Annotated in this window: 13 protein-coding genes; 4 read left to right on the top strand and 9 right to left on the bottom strand. The window is 73.7% G+C overall.

Annotated features, from left to right (window positions below; all coding sequences use genetic code 11):
• Nucleotides 1–17 precede the first annotated feature (17 nt).
• The 4 genes from ACBJ32_RS02315 to ACBJ32_RS02330 all read left to right on the top strand — a co-directional run bounded on the left by ACBJ32_RS02315 (nt 18) and on the right by ACBJ32_RS02330 (nt 5,154).
• Nucleotides 18–1,937 carry a molybdopterin biosynthesis protein gene (locus ACBJ32_RS02315; protein ID WP_375125173.1) on the top strand — a complete coding sequence of 640 codons (1,920 nt, stop codon included), beginning with the start codon at nt 18–20 and terminating at the stop codon, nt 1,935–1,937.
• 407 nt (nt 1,938–2,344) lie between these two features.
• Nucleotides 2,345–2,617 (top strand): hypothetical protein, encoded by a 273-nt coding sequence (locus ACBJ32_RS02320; protein WP_375125174.1) that lies wholly within the window; start codon nt 2,345–2,347, stop codon nt 2,615–2,617.
• Between the two features lie 196 nt (nt 2,618–2,813).
• Nucleotides 2,814–3,941, top strand: coding sequence for a sensor histidine kinase (locus ACBJ32_RS02325; RefSeq protein WP_375125175.1), 1,128 nt, complete (start codon nt 2,814–2,816; stop codon nt 3,939–3,941).
• 97 nt (nt 3,942–4,038) lie between these two features.
• The gene (locus tag ACBJ32_RS02330; RefSeq protein ID WP_375125176.1) at nt 4,039–5,154 is read left to right on the top strand and encodes a hypothetical protein; all 1,116 of its coding nucleotides are present in this window, start codon (nt 4,039–4,041) and stop codon (nt 5,152–5,154) included.
• A 28-nt stretch (nt 5,155–5,182) separates the two neighbouring features.
• Here the strand turns inward: ACBJ32_RS02330 and ACBJ32_RS02335 are convergent, their stop codons facing one another.
• From ACBJ32_RS02335 to ACBJ32_RS02375, 9 genes are all read right to left on the bottom strand, one after another.
• Nucleotides 5,183–7,477 (bottom strand): protein kinase, encoded by a 2,295-nt coding sequence (locus ACBJ32_RS02335; RefSeq protein WP_375125177.1) that lies wholly within the window; start codon nt 7,475–7,477, stop codon nt 5,183–5,185.
• A gap of 144 nt (nt 7,478–7,621) precedes the next feature.
• Complete coding sequence (locus ACBJ32_RS02340) at nt 7,622–8,368, bottom strand: hypothetical protein (protein ID WP_375125178.1); 747 nt, start codon at nt 8,366–8,368, stop codon at nt 7,622–7,624.
• 112 nt (nt 8,369–8,480) lie between these two features.
• Nucleotides 8,481–9,752, bottom strand: coding sequence for an ROK family protein (locus ACBJ32_RS02345; RefSeq protein WP_375125179.1), 1,272 nt, complete (start codon nt 9,750–9,752; stop codon nt 8,481–8,483).
• Between the two features lie 21 nt (nt 9,753–9,773).
• Entirely contained in the window at nt 9,774–11,630 is a 1,857-nt protein-coding gene (locus ACBJ32_RS02350) for a glycoside hydrolase family 9 protein (protein WP_375125180.1), read from the bottom strand.
• Entirely contained in the window at nt 11,627–12,595 is a 969-nt protein-coding gene (locus ACBJ32_RS02355) for an N-acetylglucosamine kinase (protein ID WP_375125181.1), read from the bottom strand. The genes ACBJ32_RS02350 and ACBJ32_RS02355 overlap by 4 nt, the downstream gene beginning before the upstream one ends.
• Nucleotides 12,592–13,854: a 6-phospho-beta-glucosidase gene (locus tag ACBJ32_RS02360; RefSeq protein WP_375125182.1), complete on the bottom strand. Its 1,263-nt coding sequence runs from the start codon at nt 13,852–13,854 to the stop codon at nt 12,592–12,594. Before ACBJ32_RS02360 ends, ACBJ32_RS02355 begins: the two co-directional genes overlap by 4 nt.
• Entirely contained in the window at nt 13,851–14,678 is an 828-nt protein-coding gene (locus ACBJ32_RS02365) for a carbohydrate ABC transporter permease (RefSeq protein ID WP_375125183.1), read from the bottom strand. Before ACBJ32_RS02365 ends, ACBJ32_RS02360 begins: the two co-directional genes overlap by 4 nt.
• On the bottom strand, nt 14,675–15,616 hold the full coding sequence (locus tag ACBJ32_RS02370) for a carbohydrate ABC transporter permease (protein ID WP_375125184.1): 942 nt from the start codon (nt 15,614–15,616) through the stop codon (nt 14,675–14,677). Before ACBJ32_RS02370 ends, ACBJ32_RS02365 begins: the two co-directional genes overlap by 4 nt.
• On the bottom strand, nt 15,616–16,971 hold the full coding sequence (locus ACBJ32_RS02375) for an extracellular solute-binding protein (protein ID WP_375125185.1): 1,356 nt from the start codon (nt 16,969–16,971) through the stop codon (nt 15,616–15,618). Before ACBJ32_RS02375 ends, ACBJ32_RS02370 begins: the two co-directional genes overlap by 1 nt.
• Nucleotides 16,972–17,177 lie beyond the last annotated feature (206 nt).

The raw sequence follows: 17,177 nt of genomic DNA on the forward strand, positions 1-17,177 counted from the left end.
GAGGTCATCCTGTAGTGATGAGCGCGGAAAGTCCTTTTGTCTCCGACGTCCCTGCGGCGCAGGCCCTCGCCGTCTGGCGCGAGGCGCGCGCCGCGGCGGGCTGCCCCGCCCGGGTCGGCCTGCTCCGGGCGCCGGTCGCCGCCGCCGTGGGACGGGTCACGGCCGAGCCCGTCTGGGCCGTGCGGTCCTCGCCCGCCTTCGACTCCGCGGCCATGGACGGCATCGCCGTACGCGCCGCCGACACCGTCGGCGCGGCCGAGACCAGCCCGGTGCTCCTGGCCCCCGGCGACTTCGCCGTCGTGGACACCGGCGACCCGCTGCCCGACGGGTACGACGCCGTGGTCATGCGGGAGCACGTGCACCGCACCGCGGCAGGCGAGGCCGAGCTCCGCGCGGCCGTCCCGCCCTACCAGCACGTCCGCTCCATCGGGGAGGACATCAGCGCCGGCGAGCTGCTGCTGCCCGAGGGCCACCGGCTGCGCCCCGTCGACGTCGCGGCCTGCGCCGCGGCGGGAGTCGCCGAGCTCGGCCTGCGGCGCGCGCCGCGCGTGGTGATCGTGCCGACCGGCGACGAGATCCGCCCGATCGGCGCCGACCTCGCCCCCGGCGACATCCTCGACACGAACTCGCTGATGCTGGCCGCGCAGGCGCGGGAGGCCGGCTGCGAGGCCCGGGTGACGGAGATCGTCCCCGACGACCCCGAGGCCCTCGCCGCGGCGCTCGCGGCGGCCACCCGCGACGCCGATCTGGTCCTGCTCATCGCCGGCTCCAGCGCCGGCCGGGACGACTACACCGCCCGCGTGGTCGCCGAGGCCGGCGTCGTCGCGGTCCACGGGGTCGCCGTACGGCCCGGCCACCCCGTCGTGCTCGGCGCGGTCGCGCGGACGCCCGTGATCGGCGTGCCCGGGTACCCGGTGTCGGCGGCGCTGACGTTCGACATCTTCGCGGCCCCGATGCTCGCCGAGCTGGAGGGCGCCGCGCCGCGCGAACGCCCGGCGGCCACCGCCCACCTGGCCAGGAAGCTGCCGTCCGCCCTCGGCATGGACGACTGGGTACGCGTGCGCCTGGGCCGGGTGCGGGACCGGCTCGTCGCCACCCCGCTGCCCCGCGGCGCCGGCGTGCTCACCTCGCTGGTCCGCGCCGACGGCCTGCTCGTCGTCCCCGCGGGGGTGGAGGGCCACCACGCCGGGGAGCAGGTCCGGGTCGAGCTGCTGCGCGGCCTGTCGGAGATCGGCCGGACCATCGTCGCCATCGGCTCGCACGACCTGGTGCTCGACCTCGCGGCCTCCGCCCTGCGCGCCGCCGACCCGCTCGTCACCCTGGCCTCGTCGAACGTCGGCTCGCTCGGCGGCCTCGTGGCGCTGCGCGACGGCCTGTGCCACCTGGCCGGCTCCCACCTGCTGGACCCCGCCACCGGCGAGTACACGCTGCCCTACGTGGACCGGCTGATGGGCGCGGACGCCGACCTCGCCGTGATCAGGCTCGTCCACCGGGACCAGGGCCTCATCGTCGCCCCCGGCAACCCGCTCGGCCTGACCGGCATCAAGGACCTGACCCATCCCGGCCTGCGCTACGTGAACCGTCAGCGCGGCGCCGGCACGCGGGCGCTGCTGGACCACGAGCTGGCCGGCCACGGCATCGACCCCGCCGAGGTGCCGGGCTACTCCCGCGAGGAGCACACCCACCTGGCGGTCGCCGCGGCCGTGGCCGCCGGGCGGGCGGACTGCGGCCTGGGCATCCTCGCCGCCGCCCGCGCCTTCGGGCTCGACTTCGTGCCGGTGGCGCAGGAACCGTACGACCTGGTGCTGCGTACCGGAACGCAGGCCGAGGAACTGCTGGCTCCGCTGTGGGCGCTCCTGGAACAGCCCGGCTTCCGCGCCGAGGTGGAGGCGCTGGGCGGCTACTCCTGCGCCGAGACGGGGCGCCGGATCCGCTGACCCCGTTGACGTCGCCGCGTCCTGGCCGCCGGTGCGGCTCCAACGCCCCGGCCAGGAACGGCAGGGCCACGCCGTGCGGCAGCGCGACCGCTGGGGCCGGAGTGGGGCCGGAGCCGGCCGAACGGTAGCGCAGGGTCGTGCCGTGGACGGCCGAGCGGCCCGTCTGGATCGCACGTTCAGAGATTCGCGGCCGGGATGGCGACGCTCAGAAAGGCGCGTCATGGAACCCGAACCGGACTTACGACCGTCCCTTGGATAGAAGGGATCTGTCGACCGCCTACCTACCGCACCCGTCCCGTGACACCCCGCAGGCCGAATTCCGCTGGACCACCCCCGTTCGACACAAGGAGTACGACTCGGTGAATCCGCGCGCACTTGCCCACCGGGCACACCGACAAGGCTGGGACGTGCAGACCGTCCCGCGATCCTCCGGCCCCGTAGTCATCCTGCAGCGTGACGGCTGGCGCCTGGAGATCGCGTTCGACGGTCACGCACCCAAGGAGGCCACCGCCAACGGGCCCGGGCAGAACACCGGCAGACAGCTCAACCTTCGCTCGATCAACGACTTCGTGCACCGGCCCGGGACGGACCGGTTAATCCACTCGCGCCACGGCCAGCGGCGGGCCGCCCGCCGCACGAGCGACCACGAGCAGGGCTCGCTGCGGGACCTCGGGGAGTAGCTCCCGGCCAGGATCCGCTGCGGGATCTCGCAGGGTTGCTCCGGACCTGGACTCCGCGCGAGCCTGCTCGACCCCGGGGGCTGGCCGGCATGTCAGGCGAATGCCCGACAAATTCTCCTAAGTCGTGGCCTTCCCTGGTGGGGGAGACGTTAGGCTGCCGTGACGGCAAGGGCGTGAGCGCTTCGAGAGGTGGCGGTTGGCAGGGGAGGCCGCGGGGCTGCTGGTGCGTTTCGGCCGCAGGTACGCCGCTGCGGTGCGCCTGGCGACTCTGGTGCCGAGCTGCGCCATCGCCCTGTTCCGGGCCCCGGACGAGCAACTGGCCGGCACCGTGGTCGTGGCCGGCCTGGCGGCGCTGTGGACCTGCGGGTTCGCGTGGTGGCTGCGGGCGGGCCGGGGGAACGTGCTCGTCACCGTCGACGTGGCCGTCCTGCTGGGGCTGTTCGGCACCATCTTCTTGATCGACCTCGTGGAGGCCAGGAACACCGGCTGGCTGCGGCTGCTGGTGACCTTCGCCTGTGTGACCTACCAGTGGTACACCTCGCTGGTGGTGGGCGCGATGGCCGCGGTCGCCGCCGGAGGCGGGGCGGTGGCGCTCCTGCTGGCGGCGGGCGCGTGGGAGGTGGACGCCAGCCTGGTCACCGGGACGGTGTGGGCACTGCCGGCCGCCGCGCTCTCCAGAGCGGCCTGGATCCTTGTCTGGCGTGCGGCGAAACGGGCCGACCTGATGGCGGCCGAGGCCCTGCGGGCGCGGGGCGAGGCCGAGGTGGCCGCGGCCGTGCGCGCCGAGGAACGCGAGCAGGTCAACTCGCTGCACGACACGGCGGCGACGACCCTGCTGATGGTGGGCCTGGGGCAGGTGCGCTCCGACGCCGGCTGGCTGGCCCCGCAGGCGCGGCGCGACCTGGACAAGCTGCGCGCAGGCGGCGGGCGGACACCCGAGGAGGCCGACCTGGTCGGCCTGCTGCGCGCCGATCTCGCCGTCACCCACCTGAGCGTGGACTTCGACGGCCCCGAACGGCTCCGCCTGCCGTTCGGCGTCGCCAGGGCGATCACCGACGCGGCGGGCGAGGCCCTCGCCAACGTGCGCCGCCATGCGGGCACCACCCGCGCGGCCGTCCGGCTCAGCGGCGACGCCGGGGCGCTCCGGGTCGAGGTCGCCGACCGGGGGAGGGGGTTCTCGCCGGACGGGGTGCCGGAGACGCGGCGCGGGGTGCGGGAGTCCATCCGCGGCAGGATGGAGCGCGTCGGCGGAACGGCCACGATCACCTCCGCCGCAGGCGAGGGGACCCGGGTCCGGCTCGAATGGCGCGCCGCCGGTGGGTGACGCCATGGTGCACGATCCCGCTGTGCCTGATCCCGCTGTGAGAGATCCGGCTGTGCGTGATCCTGCGGTGAAGGATCCGGCTGTGAAGGATCCCGCCGTGAGGGACGCTGACGCCATCGAGGAGTCGGCGCGGGCGCAGCTGCGGCGCGGCCTGCGGGTCGCGACGCTGGTCGTCGCCCTGGTGGTCGTGTTCGGGCTCGGGCTCTCCACCCTGCTGCGCCACCTCGACTCCTACGAGACGCCGCTCGCGCAGTTCGCCGCCTTCGCGGCGGTCGGTGTCGTGCTGATCGGTGAGGCCGTGCTGCTCGTCCGCGGCCGGTCGTGGGGACGGCTGCGCGGCGTGGCCATCGCCGTCGTGCTCAGCGCGTCCATGCTGTCGTACCTCACGCTGCCGGACGGCCGCACCTCGACCGGCCCGGACTGGATGTTCGGCGCGGCCAACTGGGCGGGCCTCGTCGTGGTGCTGGACCGCCCGCTGCGTGCCGCGGTGCTGTTCCTGCTGGGCCACGAGCTGACCGCGCTGTGCAACCTGCTCGTGTTCGAAGGGGCCAGCCGCGGGGCGCTGGCCCGGTTCGCCACCGGGTCGGTGACCGTGGTCGGCTTCCCGCTGTGCGTGGCGGTGGTGGCGACCGTGCTGCGCAGCCTCGGCGCGGCGGCGGTGGCCGCGCGCAGGGAGATCGAGCGGGTACGCGTCGCCGAAGCCGTCGCCGCCGAGTCGCACCATCGTAGGCAGCAGCGCTTCGCCGAGCTGTCGGCGACCACGGTGCCGCTGCTGGAGGGCCTCGCCGACGGCTCGCTCCGCCCGGAGGACCCGCTGGTCCAGCGGAGCTGCGCCATCGAGGCGGCCCGCATGCGCAGGCTGTTCGCCGAGTCCGACAGGGTTGACAACCCCCTGCTGCACGAGCTGCGCCACTGCATCGACGTGGCGGACCGCAAGGGCGTCGTGGTCGAGCTGGACGCCCGCGGTCGGTGGCCGACGCCGCCGCTGGCGGTCAGGCGGGACCTCACCGAGGCCGTCCTCACCGCCCTGGCCACCTCGGCCACCCGGGCGCGTGTCACGGTCGTGGGCAGCGACGCGCTGGTGTCGGTCAGCGTGGTCGCCGACTGCGGCGAGCTCGACGTGCCGGTGCCGGCCACGGAGGGCGTGCGCGTCGAGGCGCTGGCCCACGGCGACACGGTCTGGGTGGAGGCCCAGTGGCAGCCCGCCGGCTGACAGCGCGGCGCGCGGCGGGGGACGTACCCTAGGACGGGCCGAGGCTCCATGCCCGCAGCAGCCGGTCCTCGCCCACCGTCACCACGACGGGGCGCCCGGCCTGCTCGGCCAGGGCCAGCAGGCGGATCCCGCCGCCCGTGCCGTGCCCGAACTCGCCGACGATCGCCCCGTCGTCCAGCCGCCGCACCCCCACGAACGCGTCCGCGCCGTGCGGCGCGTGCGCCACGACCGCGACCGGCACGCCGCCCAGCGTGCCCGCCACCAGCGCGGCGGTGCCCCGGTCGTCCGGGCTGCGGTCGCTGAACTGCCACTTCTTCCTGCGCTTGCCCGTCGCCAGGTCGTACACGCGCAGGGTGGCGTCCAGATGGGTGGAGACGAGCACCGGCTTGCCGTCCAGCTCGCCGCACGCCAGCCGCTCGATGCCGCCGACCTCACCCGTCCTGTACGTGTGCGTCACCGCGCCCGTGGCCAGGCGGCGCACCCGTACGCGGTTCGCGCCGTCGCCCGTCACCAGCACGTCGTCACCGTCCAGGCGGCCGAAGGCCAGGCCGTTGATCCCCTGGAAGTGCTCGGTGCTCGTGGGGCCGATCTGCCTGCCGGTGCCGGCGTCCCACAGGCGTACGGTGCCGTGCAGGTCCCGCAGGCTGTCGTACTTCTGCGACACCGCGACCACCCGGCCGCCCGCGATCGTCACCGCGACGATCGGATCGCCGGACTTCCGCGTGCCCAGGCTCTCGCCAGAGGGGCTCCACAGCCGCATCCTGCCGTCGGTGTGCCCGGAAACGATCACCGGCGTGCCGCCGCGTCGCCCGTAGGCGACCGCCGTCGTGCCCGCCCCGCCGTCGCCCAGCTCGGAGCTCGTGGCCGTGGAGAGATCCCAGATGAGGATGGACCCGTTGCTCGTGCCGCAGGCCACCCCGGACCCGCTCGCCGCCATCGCCGCGGGCGTGCCCGTACCGGCGGGCAGCCGCACCGGCTCCCCGATCAGCGTCCCGAACGGCTCGGCGGCCGGGGTCCGCGCGGGAGAGGGCGACATGGAGGCGGTGGCCGTCCCCGTGCCGGTGGGTGAGGGCGGCTGGTTCCGCGTCAGGCCCTGCCGGCCGGTGCCGCCGTCCGGCCTGAGCGCGACGAACGCCGACACCGCCGCCGTCGCCAGCGCCGCCGTCCCCGCGCTGAGCACGGCCCGGCGGCTCACCCGCTTCCCGCCGCCACCCGGTGACGTCTCGACGTTTCCCATCCCGGCCTGCTGCGGCGGCACCACGCCCGAGTGGCCCGGGTAGCCCGGGTACCCCGGGCCGCCGGGCGCCGCCGGTGCAAGCCTGCCATCTGCGGGCTGACCTGTGCCGGGTGCGTGGCCTGCGGGCTGACCTGCACCGGGCGGCGCGGTTGCCGAGCCCGCTGACGCGAGGCCGGGCGGCGCGGTCGCCGAGCCCGTCGGTGCGAGGTCGGGCGGAGGCGAGGCCGTCCCTCCAGGGTCAGGGGCCCACAGGTGCGGCGGCGGTACGGTGGTGGCCGCACCAGGACGGCTCGTCAGCCGCTTCATCAGGTCGAGGGGCAGCGGCCGTGCCGCCGGATCCTTGGCGAAGCAGTCCCGCAGCACCTCCGCGAGCCGCGCGGGCACCCCGCTCAGCTCGGGAGAGCCGGTGAGCACGGCGTTCAGGATGGCCGGGACCGTCTCCCCGGGGAAGGGCGGCCGCCCCGTGGCCGCGAACACCATGGTCCCCGCCCAGCCGAACACGTCCGACGCCGGCCCCACCCGCAGCCCCTCGAACTGCTCAGGTGACATGTACGTCGGCGTCCCCACCACCCCGGACGTCATCGTCGTCGCGTCCAGTGCCTTGGCGATGCCGAAGTCGATGACGATCGGCCCCTCGGGCCCTATCAGCACGTTGCCCGGCTTGAAGTCCCGGTGCACGATGCCGGCCTGGTGGATGGCGGCCAGCGCGGTCAGCGTGGAGATCGCCAGCCGGTCCAGCGCCCCGCCCGCGCGCGGCCCCGCCGACCGGACGACCTGCTGCAGCGTCTCACCCGCGATGTACTCGCTCACGATGTACGGCTGATCGCCGGCCGTCCCGACGTCCAGCACCGCCGCCGTGCAGAACGCCGCCACCCGCCGCGCCGCCTCGGCCTCCCGCAGGAAGCCCCGGGTGATGGTGTCGTCGCCGCTCAGGTGGCTGTGCAGCAGCTTGACGGCGCCCTCGCGCCCGTCGTCGCCCACCGCCTTGTAGACCGTCCCCTGGCCGCCGGAGCCGAGCACGCCGATGAGCCGCCAGCGGCCGACCCGTTCGGGGTCGCTCGGCCGGAGCGGGCGGATTTCCGGCATCCCGCTCCTTTCCCGGGGCTTCCACGCGCGATCCACACGATAGCCCTTCGCCGGTCTCCGGGGATCGTGCGGTGCCGGCGGCCGTCGAGACGCACCTCCGGCCGCCGCGCGGGACGACCCGCCGGAGCGATGGGGGAGGGGCCGTCAGTCATCCACGTCGGTGGTCACCGTCTCGGGGTCCGGCGCCTTGATGGACACCTTGGCGCCCCAGCCGGTGAAGCGGCTGTCGATCGTGATCGTCTTTCCTTCGAACTGGTTGGTGTCGAACACGCCCGTGGCCGCGTACGACGACTTCACCCTGCTCACCAGCCCGGCCGAGGTCAGCGTGAGCGTGTAGGACACCTTCGTGTCGTCGTGCATGCGCAGCGGGATCGAGGCGCCGAACCAGCGTGACACCTTCTCCAGCTCCTTGAAGGTGATCTTCCCGGTGAGCGTGCTCCCGCTCAGCCTGCCCTTCTTGACCAGCGCGGCCAGGGTCTTCGGCTCGGCGGGGTTGATCACCTGGCCGTAGAAGCCGCTGCCGCCGCCGAGCAGGGCGTTGCTCCTGACCCAGGACTTGCCCTCCGGCAGGCGGTCCTGCCACATGCCGCCCGAGGTGTAGCTGACCTTGCCGACGCTGATCGTACGCTCGCGGGGGCGGCCCACGGGGGTGGCGGTGATGTCGGAGGCCGCCACGCCCTTGGCGTTGAACTGGAAGGTCCCCTTGCGGCTCTGGATCTTGGTCTTGCCGTCGCCCGACAGCATGGTCGTCTCGGTGAACCGTACGCCGCGCCCGGAGGTGAGCTCGCTCTTGAGAGCGCGTACGGGATCCTTGGGGGCGGCCTGGGCGGGTGTGGCCGCCGCCAGCAGGCAGCCGCAGGCCACCAGGGCCGTGATCGTCGTCTTCTGCACAAGCCGTGATCTTGCCGTAAGCGGATCACGATCGGAGCACGGCCACCTACGCGCCGCCGGACCCGTCGATCGCGGACGCGGTCAGCCGCCCGCTGTGGTGGCCCGGACGCGGTCAGCGGCCCGCCGTGGTGGCCGGGACGCCGTCGCGGGCGGCCTGGCCGAACACCTCGTCCCTGACGCGGGCGAGCGCCAGGTCCATCGCGCCCACCAGCACCGGGTTGCCTCGGACGGCCGACAGCCGCACCAGCGGGCGATCCACGTCCAGCACCCTCAGCTCCCGCTCGACGAGGTCGCGCAGCCGCTCGCCCCCGGCGGACACCAGGCTCCCGGCCAGCACGACGAGCCCCGGGTCGACGACCGAGGCGATGGTCGCCAGGCCGAGGGCGATCCGGGCGGCCACCGTGCGCAGGCCGGCGGCCGCCTCCTCGGCGGCCCTCCCGGCGCCCTCGGACAGGCGCACCGCGGTCGCCACCGACTCGCGGAAGTCGGCCCCGTGCACGCCGTACGAACGCAGCAGGTCCTGGACGGCCGGCCCGCCGGCCAGCGCCTGGTAGCCGTGCTCGGCGAACCGGCCGCCGTCGCGGGCCGTGGCGGCGCCGGGCACCGGCATGTAGCCCACCTCGCCGGCGCCGCCGAAGAAGCCGCGGTGCAGCCGCCCGCCGATCACGAGAGCGGCGCCGAGGCCCTCGCCGGCCCACAGCAGCACGAAGTCCTGGCAGCCGGTCGCCGCGCCGTGCGCCTGCTCGGCGAGGGCGACGAGGTTGACGTCGTTCTCCACGTCGACGGTGACGCCGAGCCCGGCGCTCAGCGTGGGCACCAGGTCGGCGATCTGCCAGCCGGGCATGTCGTCGGCGGTGGCGTGGTCGAGCCTGCCGGTCGTGGGGTCGACCGCGCCCTGCACGCCGATGACGACGCGGTGCAGCGGGCCGGGTGGCCGCGCCGCTTCGATCGCCGCCCGCAGCCGCTCGACCAGGCCGCCACCCTCGGGGGACGGGCCAGGCGCCGGAGCGGATGAGGGCTCGGGTGACGGGCCGGATGAGGGCTCGGGTGACGTGGCCTCGCCGACGAGGGCGCCGGTGAGGTCGGCCACCTGCACGGCGATCCGCTCGGGCGTGACGTCCAGCGCCGCCACGTACGCCGCCGCCCCGTTGACCCGGTAGACCTCGGCCGTGCGTCCGGGCTGCCCCGCCCGGACGCCGTCGCCGACCACCAGGCCCGCCTCCTGCAACCGGGCCAGGAGCTGGAACGCCGTCGGCTTGGACAGGCCGGTCAGCTCGCTCAGCTCGGGCCGCGTCAGCGGGCCTTTCTCCAGCAGGATGCGCAGCGCGGCGCGGTCGTTGATCGCGCGCATCAGCCTCGGCGTCCCGTGGACAGGGGGCTTCACGTCACCTCCGCGTCAGGGGCGTCACGTCGACGTCAGCACGAGAGCGTACAGGGCGATCGCCGCGAAATCGTCGGCCGGCTCGGAAGCCTGCCAGGAGCGCACGTCGTCGACGAAGCGGCTGCCGTGCCCGGTGAACTCGGCATGGCGGTCCACGCCGTCGGCCGGGCAGGGCGGCATCTCCTCGAAGTGCCCGCCCAAGCCGCCCTCGAACAGCTCCGCGCCGTTGGGCCCGTTGACGACCGCGCCGGTGGCGGGTCTGCCGGTGATGTTGGCGATCTGGTGGTGCGGGCAGGCGATCGAGTTCTCGCCCGCCCCGGCGACGAAGGACACGCCCCACGGGTTCGCGCCGAGCGCCCAGTTGCGCTGCTGCGTGCCGAAGGCGTCGTAGGCACGGTCGCCGGTCACCGACCTGTAGAGGCGGGCGGTGGCGGCCAGGCCGAACGCGTGCGGGACCGAGTCGAACGTGTCGTACCGCGCGCCGGCCCGGAACGGGTCCGCGGCGGCGCGGCGGGCGCCGAGGTCGAGCTGGGCCTTGAGCCCCGCGATCAGGTCCGCCTCGGTGACGGCGAGCCCGCCGGTCGCGCCGGTCCCGGGGGTGACGGCGGGACCGCCTGTTCCACCGGCCCCGGCGGCCCGCATGGCCTTGAGGAGGTCGGCGTGGGCCAGGGCGCTCACGTCGTACAGGTTGAGCGTGTCGCCCTGATCCTCGTCGAGGTAGCCGCGCGCCCAGCGGGCCGAGTCCGCCAGCCACCGCCCGGCGCGCGGGTCGCGCAGGCGCTGCGCGGCCAGGGCCAGCTCGGCGGCGCCGAGCTGCATGTCGTCGCGCCAGACGCTCTCGGGGTAGAACGCGTGCGGCAGGGAGGTGACCAGCCGGGCCACGCCGGTGGTCCTGGCGGTCGCGTAGACGGAGGCGGCCTGGTCGAGCAGGCGGGCGGCGCGGCGAGGGGACGGTTCGACCTGCGCGGCCAGGGCGAAGGCGGCGGCGGTGCGCCCGGCCAGGTTCGGGCTGATCGGCTGGCCGGGGGCGGCGGCGCGGAAGACCGGGCGATGGCGGATGAACTGGTGCCCTGCGGCGGCGTCGCCGTCGTCGGCCTCGGGCAGGCGCCAGATGTCGTGGTCGCCGACGAACGTGCCCTCGACGTTGCCGGCGCCGATGCCGACCTGGATGTAGAGGGTCTTCGACTCCTCATCCCACATCTTGTCCAGATATTTCAGGCCATGGGCTGCTTCGTTGCGCAGGGCGCGGCCGGGGGCCTTCCCGTCCCGCTGGGCGGCCCACAGGAGCGTGTCCACGTACGCCAGGATGTGGGTGAACTTGAGGTAGTCGCCCGCGTCGAACCAGCCGCCCTCGACGTCGACCGGGCCGCCGATCCTCCTCAGCTCGCCCTTGATCTGGTCGGTGTCGGGGCCGGTGAACTCGGGCCAGTCGTAGACGGAGGCGGCCCGGTCGTTGAGGTGGCTGGGCGTGCGGGGCGCGTCGGCGCCGTCGCGCTGCAGGCCGAAGAAGCCCAGCACCCCGGCCGCCGGATTCCGCGACGGCGCGATCTCGAACTCGGCCGGCGCCGCCCCGGCCGCCTTTATGCGGTAGCTGCCGGGGGTGCGCAGCCGGGTCAGGTCGAGGTCGTAGACGTGCGGGTACGTGCTGTTCCAGGCGCCCCGGTCGGGGCCCGCCCGCCCGGTGAGCACCACCCGGCCGCGGCGGTCCACCACGGTGAAGCGCCCCGCCCGGCCGCTGGTCATCAGGTAGGCGTGCTTGCTCTCGTCCGGCAGGAAACCGACCTGGTCCACCCGGATGTGCCCGGGCGCGGCGGCCTGGGCGGGGGTGTTCACGCCCGCCAGCAGCGCCAGCGCGAGCGCGGCGGGGATCAGCCTTCTCATCTGCTCCTCCTGAAATGATCGCGAACTGCGGTTCGCGCGGCCTCGGCCGCGCCGAGCAGGTCCAGCCCGGCCAGGGCGGCGCCCGCGACAGGGGGGAGCGAGCTGACCACGACCCGCGCGAGCGGCGCGCTCGCGCCGATCGCGGCCTCGATCAGGCCGTGCAGGTACGGGTCCCGCGCGGTCAGCACGCTGCCGCCGAGCACGACCTCGGCGGGCGTGTCCAGCAGCCCGAGCCGCTCCAGGCACACCCTGGCCATCACGGCCACCTCCTCGGCCTGCCGGTCCACCAGGCCCCTGGCCACGGCGTCGCCGCCGGCCGCGACCGCGAACAGGTCAGGCACCAGCTCGTGCAGCCGGGCCGGGTCCAGCTCGCCGAAGTGCAGGGCGTGCACCACCTCCGCGACGCTCGCCGTGCCGAACCGCGTGACGACCAGCTCGGCCAGCGCGGTGGCCGGGCCGCGCCCGTCCTCCATGCGGGCGGCGTGCCAGAGCACCCAGGCGGCCAGGTCCTCACCGCCGCCCCAGTCGCCGCTCCACCTGCCGACCGCGGGGAAGCGGGCCACCTCTCCGGACGGCGAGACGCCGGCGGCGTTCATGCCCGCCCCGCACACCACGACGACGCCCCACGGCAGGGAGGCGCCCGCGCGCAGCACCGCGAAGGTGTCGTTGGCCACCGTCACCTCGCCCGCGCACCCGCGCGCCTCGAACTCCGCGCGCAGCGCCTCCTCCTCGGCGGGGAAGTCGGCTCCGGCCAGGTAGGCCGCCATCACATCGGCGTACGGCGCGGCCATGCCGTCGCGCAGCGCCCTGGCCCCGCGCTCCACCACGTCGGCGGCGGCGGCCACCCCGGCGCTCTGCGGCACGAACGGGCCGGCCCGGCCCGTGGCGAGCACGGTCCCGTCCTCGGCCACCAGCGCGAGATCGGTCTTGCTGTTGCCGCCGTCCACCGCCAGGATCGTCCTCACCGCGTTCCCGCCCACGGCAGGTGCGCGCGGTTGGCCTCCACCAGCAGCGCGGCCAGCTCGCCCGCCAGGTGCTCCTGCCCGACGAGCGGGTGGGCGAGCAGCGCGTCGGCGACCCGCTCGCGCCCGCCGCGCAGCGCGGCTTCGACGGCGAGCGTCTCGTACGCCGACACGTGCGCGATGAGCCCCGCGTAGAGCGGCTCGACGGGGGCGACGGGCAGCGGCGCGGCGCCGGAGGCCGTGATCCTGGCCGGGACCTCGACGACCGCCTCGTCCGGCAGGAACGGCAGGACGCCGCCGTTGCGCACGTTGACGACCTGGGTGTCGCCCCGGTCGCCGAGCAGCGAGGCGATGAGCGCCACCGCCGCCTCGGAGTAGAACGCGCCTCCCCGCTGTTCCAGCAGGTCCGGCTTGTCGGTCACGCCGGGATCGGCGTACATGGCGAGCAGCCGCCGCTCCATGTCCGCCACCTGCGCCGCGCGTGACGGCTCGGCCCGCTGCTCGGCCACCACCAGGTTGTGGGCGTAGAAGTAGCGCAGGTAGTACGACGGCACGGCGCCGAGCCGGGTGATCAGCTCGACCGGCAGGCGCACGTCGGCGGCGATCTGCGCGGCGTGCTCGCCGATCAGATCGGGCAGCACGTCCACGCCGTCGAGCCCGACCGACCGCACCCAGGTGAGGTGGTTGAGACCTACGTGCCCGAGCGACACCCGTGACGGCGCGACGCCCAGCATGGCCGCGAAGCGGCGCTGGAAGCCGATCGCCACGTTGCACAGCCCGATCGCGTGGTGCCCGGCGTCCAGCAGCGCGCGGGTGACGATGCCGACCGGGTTGGTGAAGTCGACGATCCACGCCTCGGGCGCGTGCTCGGCGATCACCTCGGCGATGTCCAGCACCACCGGCACCGTCCGCAGCGCCTTGGCCAGGCCGCCCGCGCCCGTCGTCTCCTGGCCGACGCAGCCGCAGCGCAGCGGCAGCGTCTCGTCCACCTCGCGGGCCGCCTGCCCGCCCACCCGGAGCTGCAGCAGGACGACCGCCGCCCCGGCGACCCCTTCCCGCAGGTCGCCGGTCGCGGTCACGGTGGCCGGGTGCCCGGCCGCCCGCAACATCCTGCGGGCCATGCCCGCGACCGGCCCCAGCCGCTCCGCGGCCGGATCCACCAGGACGAGCTCGGTCAGCGGCAGATCCTCCCGCAACCGGGCGAACCCGTCGACCAGCTCAGGCGTGTACGTCGAGCCGCCCCCGACCACGGCGAGTTTCAACCCTTCACTCCCGTCAATGTCACGCCCTCGATGAAGACCCGCTGGGCGAAGAGGAAAACGATGATCACCGGGGCGGTCACCAGCAGGGTGGCGGCCATGGTGAGGTTCCACTGCACGCTGTGGAAGGCCTTGAAGGTGGCCAGCCCCAGCGACAGGGTCCAGCCCTCCTGGTCGACCCCGGCGTACAGCAGCGGCCCGTAGTAGTCGTTCCAGCAGTAGAAGAACGAGAACAGCGCCACCGCCGCGATCGCGGGGCGGGCCATCGGCAGGATGACGGTGAACAGGATCTTCACGTCCGAGCAGCCGTCCACCTTGGCCGCGTCGGTGTAGTCGCGCGGGATCGTGATGAGGAACTGGCGCAGCAGGAAGATCGAGAAGGCGTCACCGAAGAGCATCGGCAGGATCAGCGGCCACAGCGAGTCCGTCAGGTCCAGCCGCGCCCACACCAGGTAGATCGGCACCGCCACGACCTGGGGCGGCAGCATCATCGTGGCGATCACGACGAGGAACGCCGCCTTGCGCCCCCGGAAGCGGAAACGGGACAGCGCGTAGGCCGCCGGGATGGACGACACCAGCATGAACAGCGTCGCCAGCGAGGCGTAGACGAACGTGTTGGCCGTCCAGGTGAGCAGCTCCGAGCGGGCGAAGACGTCGGCGAAGTTGGCCCAGTTCCACCGCTCGGGCCACAGCTCGCTGGTGAGCGCCTGCTCGTCGGTCATGAGCGCGGTCAGCGCCACGAACGCGATCGGGCCCAGGAACATCAGCGCGAGCGCGATGGCCGGCGCGTGCCGGGCGACCCACATCAGGCCGCGCCTGCGCCTCACGAGGCCACCTCCGCCTTGCTGAACTGGCGGAGCAGGATCAGCGTGAACAGCATCGCGACCGCGAACAGCAGCAGCGCGTGCACGCAGGCCAGCCCCATCGACCAGTCACGGAACCCGGTGTGGAACAGGTGCTGGGGCAGGGTGAGCAGCGAGCCGTCCGGATAGCCGGGGGTGAACGTGGAGCCGGCCGAGTCGGTCGCGCCGGAGGCCACCCGGGAGGCGATCATCGCCTGGGTGAAGTACTGCACGGCGTAGATCACGCCGGTGACGGCCGAGAACATCAGCACGGGGGAGATCATCGGCAGCGTGATGCTGCGGAACTGCCGCCAGGCGCCCGCCCCGTCGATCGCGGCGGCCTCGTACAGGTGCCTGGGCACGTCCAGCAGCGCCGCCAGGAAGATCATGATGAGGTTGCCCGCGCCCCACAGGGCGAGCAGCGTCAGGCTGGGCTTGGCCCAGGCGGCGCTGCCGAACCAGTCGGGCCCGGTGATGCCGAACCACGCCAGCATCTGGTTGACCGGGCCGGTCGCCGGGTTGAGCAGGTACACGAAGGCGACCGTGCCGGCCACCGTCGGCACCAGCGACGGCAGGTAGAAGATCGTCCGCAGGATCCCGCCGCCGCGCTTCACCTTGGTCAGCAGTTGCGCCACGCCGAGCGCGAACAGGACCTGGGCCGGGACCATGAACGCCACGAGCCAGAGGGTGTTCAGGGCCGACTGCAGCACGCGGGTGTCGGAGAAGGCGTAGCGGTAGTTGTCCAGGCCGACGAACTCCAGGGTGAACAGGTCGTAGCGGTGGAAGGAGAAGTACACCGTGGACAGCAGCGGGTAGACGAAGAAGACCGCGACGCCGATGATCCACGGCGACAGCCACAGGAGGGCGCGCGCGCCCTCGCCGCGCCGCCGGCGGGGCGGCGCCGCGTGGGTGGAGACCATCATCAGCCCCCGGAGAGCTTCAGCTTGTCGTTGATCCGCTTGTCCACCTCGGCCAGCCCGGCGTCGAGGTCCTTGACCGCGCCCTTCTCCCACTGGGTGAGGAAGGTGGAGAAGGCGTCCTGGTTGAAGACGCTGTTGACGTTGGCCGGCAGCGTCGAGGTCTTGGGATGGGAGAAGATGCCGAGGAAGGTGGCGAAGTTGTCGTCCCTGGCCAGGCGCGGGTGCTCCATGGCGGCCTTGGTGGTCGGCACGTTGCGCAGCGCGTTCGACAGCGTCACCAGCGACTCGGTGTCGGTCGTCAGGTGCTTGACCAGCTCCCAGGCGTGCTGCGGGTGCGCGGCGCCCTTCGGCACGCCGATCACGGTGCCGGCGGTGAAGCCGCTGCCGTACAGGTCGGGCTTGTCGTCGGCGACGGGCAGCGGGGCGGTGCCGTAGTCCATGTCCTTGGCGTCGGGGTCGCCCGCGATCATGGCGTTGCGCCACTCGCCGTCGAGGATCATTGCGACCTTGCCCTCGAAGAACGGGTGCTCGGCGCCCCACTCGTCGCCCAGGCCCTTGCGGAACTTCTCCAGCTTGTCGTAGCCGTACCAGTCGACCAGCTCCTTCTGCCAGCGCAGGAGCTGCTTCCACGCCGGGTCGGAGCCGATGGCCGAGGTGCCGTCGTCGTTGTACCACTTCGCGCCCACCATGGGCCCGAGGTGGCTGGGGGAGTTCTCGTAGTACTGGAAGCTCGGGATGAACCCGGCGACCTTGATGGTCCCGTCGGCGTCGCGGACGGTGAGCTTCTTGGTCAGCTCGGTCAGCTCCGACAGCGTCTTCGGCGGCTGCTCGCCCTTCATGAGCGCCTTGTTGTAGTACAGCCCGTACGCGTCCGCGAGCAGCGGCATCGTGCACCGCTTGCCCTCGAACTCGGTGTACGCGCGGGACGCGGCCGGCAGCACGCTCAGGTCGATGCCGTCCTGCTGGATGACCGGGGTCAGATCCTGGAAGGCGCCGCTCTTGCACCACTGGGCGACGTTGTCGGTGGTGAACGAGGCCGCCACGTCGGGCGCCTTGCCGCCGCGGATCGCCTGGGTGATCTGGTCGTCCTGGATGCCCTTCTTCATGGTGACCTTGATCTGCGGGAACTTCTTCGTGAAGCCCGCGACCGCCTCCTCGAACGCCTTCGTCTCGACGTCCGTGGAGAAGCCGTGCCACAGCTCCAGCGTGGCGGCGGGCAGCGCGGCGGCGGCCGGGCCGGTGCCGCTCGCGGTGGGTCTGGGCTGGGCGCCGAGCGACGGCGGCGCCTGCTTGCCCGCGGTGCAGGCGGTCAGCGACAGGGCCAGCAACCCGGCCGCCGCGAGAGGGACGAAGCGCACGAGGGTCTCCTATGAGCGGGGATGACGCCAGCGTTAGTAAGGTTTCCTAACTTGGAAAGGACGGTAGGCGCGCGGCCCGGCGCGGTCAAGCCTCGAAATCAACTCGTGACGCCGCTTTCCGGACGATTGGACGGCAGGACTGTTAACCAAGTCCGGGAACGGCGGCATAGAAGTCGCCGGTCCCGGCGGATCGCGCTCGTGCTCGC

This window comes from Nonomuraea sp. GTA35, assembly GCF_041950525.1.
Taxonomy (GTDB): Bacteria; Actinomycetota; Actinomycetes; order Streptosporangiales; family Streptosporangiaceae; genus Nonomuraea.

What these genes read in the sequence shown, in the direction of transcription:
- ACBJ32_RS02315 (WP_375125173.1), top strand. Translation starts at nt 18, where the DNA reads ATGAGCGCGGAAAGTCCTTTTGTCTCCGACGTCCCTGCGGCGCAGGCC.
- ACBJ32_RS02335 (WP_375125177.1), bottom strand. Translation starts at nt 7,477, where the DNA reads ATGCCGGAAATCCGCCCGCTCCGGCCGAGCGACCCCGAACGGGTCGGC.
- ACBJ32_RS02350 (WP_375125180.1), bottom strand. Translation starts at nt 11,630, where the DNA reads ATGAGAAGGCTGATCCCCGCCGCGCTCGCGCTGGCGCTGCTGGCGGGC.
- ACBJ32_RS02370 (WP_375125184.1), bottom strand. Translation starts at nt 15,616, where the DNA reads ATGATGGTCTCCACCCACGCGGCGCCGCCCCGCCGGCGGCGCGGCGAG.